This window comes from Halomonas citrativorans (assembly GCF_014898005.1).
GTDB lineage: Bacteria > Pseudomonadota > Gammaproteobacteria > Pseudomonadales > Halomonadaceae > Vreelandella > Vreelandella citrativorans.
The window spans coordinates 257,700-268,710 of record NZ_JABUYX010000004.1; the positions used below are offsets into that span (position 1 = coordinate 257,700).

At 52.5% G+C, this 11,011-nt stretch carries 13 protein-coding genes; 10 read left to right on the plus strand and 3 right to left on the minus strand.

Features of this window, described 5'->3' with window-relative positions:
* Positions 1-261 precede the first annotated feature (261 nt).
* The 8 genes from INT20_RS07615 (at position 262) to INT20_RS07650 (ending at position 6,832) form a co-directional block, all read left to right on the plus strand.
* Positions 262-549 carry a hypothetical protein gene (locus tag INT20_RS07615; RefSeq protein ID WP_172119065.1) on the plus strand — a complete coding sequence of 96 codons (288 nt, stop codon included), beginning with the start codon at positions 262-264 and terminating at the stop codon, positions 547-549.
* 172 nt (positions 550-721) lie between these two features.
* Entirely contained in the window at positions 722-1,828 is a 1,107-nt protein-coding gene (locus tag INT20_RS07620; RefSeq protein ID WP_193056715.1) for an acyltransferase family protein, read from the plus strand.
* A gap of 11 nt (positions 1,829-1,839) precedes the next feature.
* Complete coding sequence (locus tag INT20_RS07625; RefSeq protein WP_226912082.1) at positions 1,840-2,988, plus strand: serine hydrolase; 1,149 nt, start codon at positions 1,840-1,842, stop codon at positions 2,986-2,988.
* 86 nt (positions 2,989-3,074) lie between these two features.
* Positions 3,075-3,353, plus strand: a complete 279-nt coding sequence (locus INT20_RS07630) for a peptidylprolyl isomerase (protein ID WP_087111190.1) — start codon at positions 3,075-3,077, stop codon at positions 3,351-3,353.
* A 183-nt stretch (positions 3,354-3,536) separates the two neighbouring features.
* Positions 3,537-4,472 carry an ABC transporter ATP-binding protein gene (locus INT20_RS07635; RefSeq protein ID WP_193056716.1) on the plus strand — a complete coding sequence of 312 codons (936 nt, stop codon included), beginning with the start codon at positions 3,537-3,539 and terminating at the stop codon, positions 4,470-4,472.
* The gene (locus tag INT20_RS07640) at positions 4,469-5,230 is read left to right on the plus strand and encodes an ABC transporter permease (RefSeq protein ID WP_172119068.1); all 762 of its coding nucleotides are present in this window, start codon (positions 4,469-4,471) and stop codon (positions 5,228-5,230) included. Before INT20_RS07635 ends, INT20_RS07640 begins: the two co-directional genes overlap by 4 nt.
* Positions 5,231-5,287: 57 nt before the next feature.
* Positions 5,288-6,292: a nucleoid-associated protein YejK gene (gene yejK, locus INT20_RS07645; RefSeq protein ID WP_193056717.1), complete on the plus strand. Its 1,005-nt coding sequence runs from the start codon at positions 5,288-5,290 to the stop codon at positions 6,290-6,292.
* Between the two features lie 36 nt (positions 6,293-6,328).
* Positions 6,329-6,832, plus strand: coding sequence for a tellurite resistance TerB family protein (locus INT20_RS07650; RefSeq protein WP_193056718.1), 504 nt, complete (start codon positions 6,329-6,331; stop codon positions 6,830-6,832).
* Between the two features lie 17 nt (positions 6,833-6,849).
* Here the strand turns inward: INT20_RS07650 and INT20_RS07655 are convergent, their stop codons facing one another.
* Together INT20_RS07655 and INT20_RS07660 are read right to left on the minus strand one after the other, a co-directional pair.
* Positions 6,850-7,296, minus strand: a complete 447-nt coding sequence (locus tag INT20_RS07655) for a serine hydrolase (RefSeq protein ID WP_319643849.1) — start codon at positions 7,294-7,296, stop codon at positions 6,850-6,852.
* Between the two features lie 169 nt (positions 7,297-7,465).
* The gene (locus INT20_RS07660; RefSeq protein ID WP_226912083.1) at positions 7,466-8,002 is read right to left on the minus strand and encodes a serine hydrolase; all 537 of its coding nucleotides are present in this window, start codon (positions 8,000-8,002) and stop codon (positions 7,466-7,468) included.
* A gap of 204 nt (positions 8,003-8,206) precedes the next feature.
* Between INT20_RS07660 and INT20_RS07665 the strand changes: the two genes are divergently transcribed.
* Positions 8,207-8,503, plus strand: a complete 297-nt coding sequence (locus INT20_RS07665; protein WP_087111202.1) for a helix-turn-helix domain-containing protein — start codon at positions 8,207-8,209, stop codon at positions 8,501-8,503.
* On the plus strand, positions 8,500-9,738 hold the full coding sequence (locus INT20_RS07670) for a type II toxin-antitoxin system HipA family toxin (RefSeq protein WP_193056719.1): 1,239 nt from the start codon (positions 8,500-8,502) through the stop codon (positions 9,736-9,738). The genes INT20_RS07665 and INT20_RS07670 overlap by 4 nt, the downstream gene beginning before the upstream one ends.
* Positions 9,739-10,789: 1,051 nt before the next feature.
* On the opposite strand, the gene INT20_RS18055 is transcribed toward INT20_RS07670, so the two are convergent.
* Positions 10,790-11,011: hypothetical protein (locus tag INT20_RS18055; RefSeq protein ID WP_226912084.1), on the minus strand; the 222-nt coding region annotated here is incomplete at its 5' end.

Genomic DNA, 11,011 nt, shown 5'->3' on the forward strand with positions numbered 1-11,011 from the left:
GACCAAAGCGGGCTCATGTGCCACAGTTAAACAGTAAATTATTAAATATATTTCATAAAATCAATAGGTTGGCATGCTCTTGTTGAGTTTAAGTTTTTGACTTTATATATGTTTTTTGTTTTTTAGAAAAACCTGGTACGACGCGTGCAGTAACCAGGACAAGAACGCAGCATCAGGATGATGGTTGGTTCTTGGCTAGATGTTCCTTGTTTGATTTATTTTTACGAAGCAACAGAAAGCAGATTACTTAGGAGGCACGACATGAAAATGGAAGCTCTGAAAAAACTAGGTATTTTAGGCGTATCATTTGGTCTGATCGCAAGCCCTCTTGCGTTTGCTGAAATGGAAAGTGGCACTGAGCAAGAACCAGTGCCGCAAGAAGAGACGACGCAGGACGAGCAAGGCAGTTTTAATTCGTATGACACTGATCAGCAAGATCAAGATGTAACCACTGAGTATGAAGAGGAAGAGCAAGAATTCACCTATGAAGAAGAGGAAGAGGAGCAGGAGTACGAAACCACGGATGACGATGACGACACCCAGTGGTAATTAACCCGCTAATGGAATAACACTTGCTCTGGCTTACGGATGAGCCACAAAATGCCCCGCCGCCTGCGGGGCATTTTTGCGTTTAAAGCCCAAAGCAAAAGTTGTTGCCTTATCGTCTATTGTTAACATTACGTACCCCTTGGCCCGTTATGACTATAAGGAAGCCTGTATCGTGGTGAACTGGAAAGAGGCGCCGCAGCTTCCTAAAGCGGAAGGGCGAATCGCGGCTATCGATTTGGCGCGAGGCATTGCGATTGGCTTAATGATTGTCAGCCACACGGTTAGCGGGCTGATAGGCATACGTAATGTGCCTGACTGGGGCATGGTGCCTATTCATCTATTAACCAAATTCTCCTCATCACTGTTTATTTTGGTATTCGGCATTGCCCTGGCAGTGGCCTTTCTTTCTCACACCCAAAGCGATGATTGGCCTAAACGACGCCTTAAGCTATGGCTACGCGCGATTGAAGTGTGGTTCTGGTACAAGGCGCTCATTATTATCGAGATGCTGCCGTTTAGTAGCCCTGCCGATATTGTCGATACGTTGCTTTATGGGCGCTTTGGAATCTGGGTCGAGATTTTAGGCTTTTATGCCATTGCCCTGCTTTGGGTGCCGCTTATTCTACCGCTATGGGCACGGGCGCCTCTTTGGAGCCGGATTGCCACACTGGTTGGCTTAACCGCACTTTCTGCCTGGTTACAAGGGCTGAGCTTTGGCGGTAACGATATCCTGAAAGCCTTACTGGTCGACCACCCCGACCACTATGCCTGGGGGCAGATTAGCCGGGCGCCCCTTATCCTGGCGGGATTATTGGTCGGTGAAGCGCTATTGCGCTGTTACTTTACGGCTCACTTGCGCCGCCGCTTGGTGTTAATACTGCTGGCGGTAGGCGCGTTAATGGTAATGGCGTTTTATGGTCTCGCGTTGGCGGATGGCCGTGTTTATGCCGCCATGATGGCCGTTGCCAATAACGCAGGCAAACATCCGCCTGGCCTGGAATTTATGCTGTTTAGTGTAGGTGGCGCGCTTATTTTGCTCGCATTGGCACTGGCCGGTGGAGCGGCTGCCGCCAAGGCACTTTTGCCGCTCACCGTGGTCGGCAGCGATGCGCTAAAAGCGTTTATTTTTCATATTGTGATGATCTTTCTCGTGCTGCGCTTTTTGCTACAAGGCGAGGGCATGTATACCTATCCACAGGCGCTGGCGATTAGCGGCGTGTTGATACTGGGCGCCGCCGTGTGGATTTGGGTGACACGCTGGATCGCAGCTCACCGCTAAGAGGACATGGTTTGCAACGACAGCAACGATGGCTGCTGGCCATAGTGTGTTTAATGGCACTGCCAGCCTATGCCGACGGTACTCAAGCACAGGAATTTGAGGCACAGGAGCTTGAAGTACAGGCTTTTGAGACGAACTGGTACTACGAAGTCGATAAACAGAGCACATGGCAGGCTGACTTGAATGCCCGAGTCGCCGCTATTGAGGGCATCTTTGAAGGTACGTTAGGGGTATATGTACAAAACCTGGCCACCGGAGAAGCCTACTCGTGGCACGCGGACAGGCCCTGGTATTTGGCCTCGTTAGTAAAAGTACCTATTGCCGCCCAAGTGCTTGCCGAACGTCAATCAGGCACGCTGTCACTGGATGAGCGCTTAACGCTTTCGCGCGGTGACTTTGTGGATGGCGCGGGGCCGGTGATCTGGCACGACCCGGGGACGCCGATCTCGATTCGCTACCTGCTTGAACAGATGATTACCGTCAGTGATAACACGGCATCCGATATGTTGATTGACCGCGTGGGGCTTGCCGATGTCAATATTCGGGCGAGAGCAATGATTGCGGATAGTGGAGGCAATCCTGATGATATCGGCCCGATTAGCAAGCTGGTTGGCGTTCGTCAGGGCGTTTATGGGCAGCTACACCCTGACGCACGAACGCTGGACGGCATGGATTTTATCGCCTTGCGCCAGCACCGGTTAAGCCAGCGTGCGGCGGCGCTGGCTCAGCGGCTGGATGTTGATCCCTCCACGCTCAAGCAACCTGACTATGACCACGCGTTCGATGCCTATGAGGCGACCGGTGAAAACGTAGGCACGCTGCGTGCCTACGGCGACCTGTTAGCAAGTGTGTATAAAGAGGCAGCGAGTGGTGGCTTAGGTGCCCAGCCGAGCCAGGCACTGCTGGAGATAATGCAGCGAACAACATCGGGCAGTAATCGACTAACGGCCGGGTTGGGCGACACCATCCGTTTTGCACATAAAACCGGTACCCAGCATCGGCGCAGTTGCGATGCGGGCATTGCTTCGCACGAGGAGGCTAATGGCCCCTGGGTGATCGTTGCTTGCAGCCGGGGACCGGTAGCGGTGAATGACCATGAACGTGCGCTGGCGCGAGTAGGCGATGCGTTACGCTATAGCGGTGCGCTTGGGAAGCCTTGAACATGCTGTGTCGCAGGTACACCCGCCGCCAAGGCGAGCGTGATAAACTAGCGGCTTCATTTCATTGATACAGGCAGGAGGTTGTTATGGCAAACGCCAGCGCCCGTCATATTTTGGTTAGCAGCGAAGAGCAGTGTTTAGCGCTTAAACAGGAAATCGAAAACGGCCGTGATTTTGCCGATGTCGCCAAGCAGCACTCTAGCTGCCCTTCTGGCCGCCAGGGCGGCGACTTGGGTAGCTTCGGCCCCGGCCAAATGGTGCCTGAGTTCGACAAGGTGGTGTTCAGCGGTGAGTTGGGTCAGGTACACGGCCCGGTGAAAACGCAGTTTGGTTATCACCTGCTCGAAATCACTGACCGCACCTAAACGTTGCGTCTCTATAGCCGTGCAATACGATAAGACGTCTGCACGGCTATTGTCGCTTTGGCATTCGGTCCTGCCTGAAAAGCGCTTATGCTCGGTCACTTTTCAGACAGAATCGCATGTTTAACCTCGCGTTAAATCGCCTCCAGCGTCGTGGCGTTTACGTTGCGGTGTGAGGAGAAAGCCATGAACGACCCCATTATTTCGATTAACGGCCTGAATAAAACCTACGAAGGCGGCTTTCAAGCGCTCTCGCGGGTGGACCTCACCATTCAGCGTGGTGAGATTTTTGCGCTGCTTGGCCCCAACGGGGCAGGCAAAACCACGCTGATCAGCGTGGTGTGTGGGCTGGTAAACCCGACCCAGGGCGAGGTGGTGATTGACGGCTTTAATAGCGTTAGCCAGTACCGCCAGGCGCGTGAGCGTATCGGTCTGGTGCCTCAGGAGTTGACCAACGAAGCCTTTGAAACGGTGTGGAATACGGTCAGTTTTAGCCGTGGCCTGTTCGGTAAAGCGCCTGCCCCTGCGCATATTGAAAAAGTGCTTAAGTCATTGGCGTTATGGGATAAACGTCATAACCGCTTAATGACCCTTTCCGGCGGAATGAAGCGCCGCGTGCTGATTGCCAAGGCGCTTTCTCACGAGCCGCGCATTCTGTTTTTGGATGAGCCAACGGCGGGGGTCGATGTTGAGCTGCGCCGGGATATGTGGGAAGTGGTTCGCGGGCTGCGCGAAAGTGGCGTCACGATTATTCTCACCACCCACTATATTGAAGAAGCCGAAGAGATGGCCGACCGCATCGGGGTGATTAATCGAGGTGAAATCGTGCTGGTGGAAGAGAAAGCGGCCTTGATGCAAAAGCTGGGCAGCAAGCAGTTAATTCTTCAACTGCAAACGCCGTTAAAGGCGCTACCTGCCGCTTTTCAGCAAACGGGGTTAAGCCTGGCCGCCGATGGGCATGAGTTGGTGTACAGCTATGATGGCCGTCAGGATGAAGAGGGCCACAAAATATCAGCGCTGTTAGCGAACCTTGAGCGCGAAGGCATCGCCTTTAGAGACCTGCACACACGGCAGAGTTCGCTTGAGGATATTTTCGTCGACCTGGTTAAGGAGCGTGCATGAATCTGTATCCTGTTCGCGCCATTTATATGGCAGAAATGGCGCGTACGCGGCGCACATTATTGCAAAGCATTGTGTCGCCGGTTATTTCAACCTCGCTCTACTTTGTGGTGTTCGGCGCGGCCATCGGTTCGCGTATCAGTGAGATTGGTGGGGTCAGCTACGGCGCCTTTATCGTGCCTGGGTTGATTATGCTCATGCTGCTGACCCAAAGCGTGTCCAACGCCTCTTTCGGGATTTTCTTTCCCAAGTTTTCGGGCAGTATCTATGAAATTTTATCGGCGCCCATCTCCTATCTTGAAATAGTGATTGGCTATGTAGGAGCGGCAGCCTCGAAGTCGATTCTATTGGGGCTGATCATTCTTGGGACATCGAGTTTTTTTGTGCCGCTGGAAATTGCGCACCCCTTCTGGATGCTGACGTTTCTGGTGCTCACCGCCGTCACGTTTAGTTTGCTGGGATTCATTATCGGCATTTGGGCGGATGGTTTCGACAAGCTGCAGCTTGTGCCCTTGCTGATCATTACGCCGCTGACCTTTCTGGGCGGCAGTTTCTACTCGATAGATATGCTGCCCCCTTTCTGGCAGACCGTCACGCTCGCCAACCCCGTGGTGTATCTGGTCAGCGGCTTTCGGTGGAGCTTCTACGGGATTAGCGATGTCAGTGTGGTAGCCAGTGTGGCCATGATCAGCCTGTTTTTACTGGCGAGCCTGGCCACTATCGCGTGGATATTTCGTACCGGCTATCGTCTGAAACCCTAACGCGCAGTATTTTTTGCATAGCACCTCTTTTTATTGATGCCAGGAGCCAAGGCCCTTATGCCACTACTGCAAAGCATTGTTCACCGCCTGGACCCTTCGCTTGACGGTGAACGCTTAACGCTAACCGCTGCGCCATCGCTTGCCGAAAGTGATGACCCGGCCATGACAAGCCTGGTGAATACGCTGAACGACACGTATAACACCAAGGCTAAAGGTTGGGGGCGCTTTGCTGAAGAGGGCGAGCAGGCTGGCCCACTAGTTGCCTGGCTGCGCGACTATAGTGCGGGTGCCCAGGACTTTACCCAGCTTTCGACCGCAATTGCTGAGCGCTTGGCGCGTGAGCTACAAGAGCAGCTATCCGTCAGCGGCTATTTGCTGCTTGCGCACATGCGCCAAGGGGACACCGAAACGCTATTTATCGCGTTGGTACATCAGCGTGAGGGCATTGGCATTAACCAAACCCACCAGGCCGTGCCTGCCGTGCAGCTGAATACCAGCCAGCTTACCCTGGCGGCCCGGGTCAATTTAACCCAGTGGCAGAGCGAGTCGCCTGGTGCGCAGTACGTCTCTTTCTTGAAAGATCGTGGTGGTAAAAAGCTTGCCGAAGGCATGGTAGCCCTGTTGGGCATGGAAGAAGGGATCGATGCGCCCGCTGAAACCCGCACGCTGCTCAAGGCCTTCAGCGACTACGTGGAAAAAGAGGATTTCGACGACGAGGCGAGTCGAGAAAAAACCGACACGCTGGTGGACTACGCCAATGAACAGCTTCGCCGTGGCGAGCCAATGACCTTGGAAGAGCTTTCTGGGCTGGTGGACGAACAGCAGCCGAAAGCCTTTTACGACCATATTCGCAACGCCGATTACGGGCTTTCGCCGGAGATTCCCCCCGATAAGCGCACCTTAAGCCAGTTCCGCCGCTTTACCGGTCGAGCGGGCGGTGTCTCTATTAGTTTTGACTCCCACCTGCTGGGCTCAAGCATCGAGTACGACGCCAATCAAGATCGCCTGATTATCAAGCAAGTACCCAAGCAGTTAAGAGAGCAGCTTACCAAGAAGGATTGAGGTAAGGACGATGCTGTAGCAACCCAGGAGCCCCTTATGCTGAACGCTATTAGTGATTTCTTCCAGCGCACGCTTGCGCAGCCCGAGCAGCGCGAAAATCAAACGCTCACCCTGGAACTGGCCACCGCAGCACTGCTGTGTGAAATCGTCCGCGCCGATTACGACACCACCAATGAAGAGCTTGCCGCGCTGCGTCTTATGCTTACCGAGCGCTACCAGCTCAGCACAAGCGATGTAGAAGAGCTGATGACGTTGGCACAAGCAGAAGTGGATGAGGCCGTCGATCATTACCAGTTTGTGAGCCTAATCAAAGAGCACTATAACTACGACCAGCGCTGCGAGCTGGTGGCGCTGATGTGGCAACTGGCGTGGGCAGACGGCAGCGTTGACCCACTTGAAGAGCACCGTATTCGGCGGCTGGCCGATTTACTGCATGTTAGCCACAGTGATTTTATTCGCACCAAGCTACAGGTTGAAGGACAGGTTGAAGAGCGCCGAACAGCGCAAGAAGGGCCTGAACGAGGCGGCGTATCTCACTAACATATTAGCTTCCTGCGTTACTGTTCTTCAGGTGCGCTGAGCAGGCCCTCGACCAGGCGATGCAGCTGTTGCTGAAACTGGCCGCCTGGGGAGGGTGGCGTGGGGTCGGCGGTGATCACGATGGTTATATCGCGCTCAGGGATCACGTACAGCGCTTGCCCGCCATAGCCACGCCCGTAGTACACCGCCTCCCCCGCGAGTTCGGTAATAAACCAGCCATACCCATAGCCATCACCCGTCCAGGCAGAGATACCGCGGGGTGTCCATGAAGCCTCCACCCACCCCTCTGGCAATAGCCGCTCGCCCTCCATCACGCCGTCGTTACGATAAAGCTCACCCACCTCCATTAATGCGCGTGGCGAAAGTTGCATATTGTTGCCGCCAAAATAAATGCCTTGTGGGTCACGCGGCCATGCGGGAATCGAAATAGTAAGCGGCTCCCCCAGCAGGCGTTGCGCGAGCACATGCGTGGTTTCACCGCTTGCCTGGGTAAGTGCTGCTGAAAGCAGGTGGCTAGGCTTTGTACGAAAACTGCTTGCGCTCGACCATACGGCGTTAAAAATCAGCTCAAAATACTCATTTACACATGTAAACTCCGTTTTTTCGCTGATTTTTGCCTTGTCTGGCCTTCGCTCAGCGACTTTTCGTACAAACCCTAGTGCCGGTGGAGTACAGCATCCGCCCGCCGGGCTCATCGACAAATGGGCGAGTAAGGGCATCATTAACCCAGTTTGAGCTTGCCACCCAAGCGCTGTAGTTACCGCCGGATGTACGCTCAAGCCCCGCCTGCTGAGCCAACAAATGCCCTACGGTAATGTCTTCCACGCGCGGGTCCAGCCCGGCTGGCAATAGCTCATCCAAGAGCGTTACCAAGCGCTGCTCGGTGGATTCAATAATGCCTTCTTCAATGGCTGCGCCGGTTATGGCCGCCAGCACCGTTTTGGAAAGTGATTTGATATTGGCAGGCTGCGCAACACCGGGGCCACCCTGGTGAAGCTCGTGGATAATCTCGCCGTCGTAAGCGACCACAACGCTGTGAAGGCGGTTTAATTGGCGGGTTTGCTGATCCAGCGCCTGGAGTGCATGCGCAGAAGGTTCATTAGCGGCTGCATAGGCGGTGGGTAACAATGAAGTAACCGCTAATGAAACAAGCAAAGCAGTGGCGCGCATCACAACACCTTCGGTATAAGTGGCAAAGGTTCGAGGTTTAGAAGTGAGAGAGGTTCCACCACATACAGACGCTAAAATTAAAGTGCGATAGCACTCTCTAGATATAAAGCTAATCGAATAGCTATTAAGGGTTATATTTGATCTTTTAAAGTCATTTTTAGTCTATAATGGGTTATAAATAACCCATTATATAGAGGTTTTTTTATGGCCCTTACTCACTCCTTGCTTGCTCCTGGCGAACTGTCTCAGCAGGTCGGTGCCAATGCACGAGAAGCACGATTGGCGAAGAACCTTTCCCGTAAAACCTTGGCGCAGATGACGGGTGTTTCCGAGTCCACCATTAAACGGTTCGAATCCAGTGGGCAAATAACCCTCGATATCTTGGTGCTCATTGCCACGGCGCTGGGCGCCACACGCCAAATTGCCGAGCTATTCACATATGAGCATCCCATATCACTTGAAGAGATCAAGCAGGCAGGGCGTGTTCGGGGGCGAAAATGAAGCGTATCAACACCGTAGAGGTGCTGTTAGCAGATAACCGTGTGGGTGAGCTGGTCGCTAGCCGACAGGGCACCTACTTTGCTTATGACCCTCAGTGGGTGGCGGAGGGCTTTAATTTATCGCCTCTGAACATGGATTTTACTACCCAGCCACAGAAGGCGCCCGATTCCCTCCTTTTTGCTGGTCTACCAGGCGCATTTGCTGACTCACTGCCAGATGGTTGGGGAATGCTGCTCATGGATCGCTATTTCCTCGCCGAACATGGAAAAGACCGGAGAGATATTTCCCCGCTTGATCGGCTGGCTTATATGGCCGACAAGGGAATGGGGGCGTTGGAGTACCGTCCCGTTATTGAGCATACCGCGGATGAAAATGATATTGACCTGGCCCAGCTCTATCAGGCAGCTAATGCTGTCTACGAAGGTGAAACCACGACTACTCTGGATGCCTTGCGACTAGCCGGTGGTTCCCCGGCAGGTGCCCGGCCCAAGGTGGTCGTTGCGTTATCTTCTGATGGTAAGCAGTGCAGTACGTCTTTCCAAGAGCTTCCTGTGGGCTATCAGCATTGGCTAGTGAAGTTCCGTGCCCCTGCCGAGCATAGGGATACGGGCGCCATTGAGTACGCCTATTCGGTGTTGGCTAAGCATGCGGGTGTGAAAATGGCCTCGAGCAAGCTAATTGAGGTCAGCTCCTCAACGGGAACCGAGCGTTTCTTTTCTACTCAGCGCTTTGATCGCAACGGTAATCGCAAAATCCACATGATGACCGCTAGCGGCATTCTATATGCCGATCACAGCGCTCCATCGCTGGACTATTTAGATCTGCTCAAGGCAACCAGCACGTTTACCCGCCACGCAGAAGACGTTGAGCGCATGGCGAGATTGATGGTGTTCAACGCCCTGACCCACAATCACGATGACCACGCTAAGAACTTCGCTTTTTTACATGATCAAGGGCGATGGACACTGGCCCCTGCATACGACCTGACTTACGCCCCTGTTCGGGGCTATGCAGACGAGCATACAACATCTTTCAGTGGGGCAGGTTTGGCTACGCGTAAAAAGCTCAAACAGGTGTGTGCTCCCTTCAGGTACTTAACCCCGGATCTCTATATTGAACAAGCCCTTGATGCTCTATCCGAATGGTCGTCCCTTTGCTATGAATTAGAAATCGATACCCAGCAGCAGAAAGTTATTCAGCGAGCATTCGACGAGAACCGCCAGCGTCTCGGATAACGCTAGCCATGCGGCCACGCAAACCCAGCCACCTTCTGCCTTCTGGTAGGGAAAGGCAGGGCATTACGCAAAAAGTTGAAAAGCCTGCTAGGCTTTAATCGTTACTGGGCGTAAGCAACCCTTTGATTTCACCCAAAACGCAAACTAGCAAGGAGTGCCAACATGCGTAATATTATCTATATCGTAGGCCTAATCGTCGTTGTACTGTTTATCCTTTCACTGCTCGGCCTGCGCTAACATCAGCGACTGCCAGCACGCCCGCAGATTTCCCCTGCGGGCTTTTTTACGCACCCGCCTAAGCAATCTAGTGACAAAAGTGACGCGGTAAGCACGACATAAGCGTTATTAGCCTCACTCTTCAAACAAACGTTTCATATATTTACTCTCGCCGCATCGCTGCCATAACCCAGCGGCTATAGGCATTAAACGTAGCCGCGTGCCTGCCTCGAATAGCTGTTATCGCTCAGTAAAAAAGTGCTGGGCCACCGGAATATGCGTAAAGCCGTCACCGCGTCACCGGTATCGCAAAGCGAGTTCTATTGCTTAGAGCAGCAGTAGCAAAGGCCAGGTTGAGCGCTGAAGATACCCATTTTGGAGCATTGCAACTACCGTTAACCCAAGGCTGAGGCCGAATAAGCCGATTAATAATGTTGCAGAAAAAAAACAAAACTTCACAAACGCGACGGATTAAGCAGGCATACTAAAAGCCAAAGTATGGTGTAGATATGTTTTTTTGCTGACGGTAAGGCGTTGTATAATTATCCAGTATTATTTTTTTTATTAAAAATCAAATGGATAGTATTTTTTTATAACGCGCCAGGGCGATAAGTAAGCGATGCAGTATATCGTTGCTATATAAGATATTTTGTCGTAAATAGGCATGTCGTTAATTTTTATTAAATTAAAATTTAACGCGGAAAATATCTGATATTAATCGGTTAAGCTCATGTTTTTTATCGAGGATCGTTTTAAGTGGCAGCGTTTTAATGGTTCAAACGTTTGCTTTAAAGGTGGTTAGTGGCAGGCTGCCGCCACAGGGGGATGATTGATTTTAACCGATAAAAAAGCAGTAATAGCTGTGCGGTACCGTTGATAGCCGCAAAAGAGTGAATGATGTAGCGATAAAGAGGGGTGGCGTGCTGGATATGAATAAAATGTCTTTAAACGTTACAAACGAACCTGAAGCATCTAAAAAAGGCTCTTCGACGTTGGGTGTGGAATTTGTCTCCTGAGCTGGGCCAGAATAGGGGCTCCACAACAGCGGTAGGTATGG

What these genes read in the sequence shown, in the direction of transcription:
- INT20_RS07615 (WP_172119065.1), top strand. Translation starts at nt 262, where the DNA reads ATGAAAATGGAAGCTCTGAAAAAACTAGGTATTTTAGGCGTATCATTT.
- INT20_RS07630 (WP_087111190.1), top strand. Translation starts at nt 3,075, where the DNA reads ATGGCAAACGCCAGCGCCCGTCATATTTTGGTTAGCAGCGAAGAGCAG.
- INT20_RS07635 (WP_193056716.1), top strand. Translation starts at nt 3,537, where the DNA reads ATGAACGACCCCATTATTTCGATTAACGGCCTGAATAAAACCTACGAA.
- INT20_RS07640 (WP_172119068.1), top strand. Translation starts at nt 4,469, where the DNA reads ATGAATCTGTATCCTGTTCGCGCCATTTATATGGCAGAAATGGCGCGT.
- yejK (WP_193056717.1), top strand. Translation starts at nt 5,288, where the DNA reads ATGCCACTACTGCAAAGCATTGTTCACCGCCTGGACCCTTCGCTTGAC.
- INT20_RS07650 (WP_193056718.1), top strand. Translation starts at nt 6,329, where the DNA reads ATGCTGAACGCTATTAGTGATTTCTTCCAGCGCACGCTTGCGCAGCCC.
- INT20_RS07660 (WP_226912083.1), bottom strand. Translation starts at nt 8,002, where the DNA reads ATGCGCGCCACTGCTTTGCTTGTTTCATTAGCGGTTACTTCATTGTTA.
- INT20_RS07665 (WP_087111202.1), top strand. Translation starts at nt 8,207, where the DNA reads ATGGCCCTTACTCACTCCTTGCTTGCTCCTGGCGAACTGTCTCAGCAG.
- INT20_RS07670 (WP_193056719.1), top strand. Translation starts at nt 8,500, where the DNA reads ATGAAGCGTATCAACACCGTAGAGGTGCTGTTAGCAGATAACCGTGTG.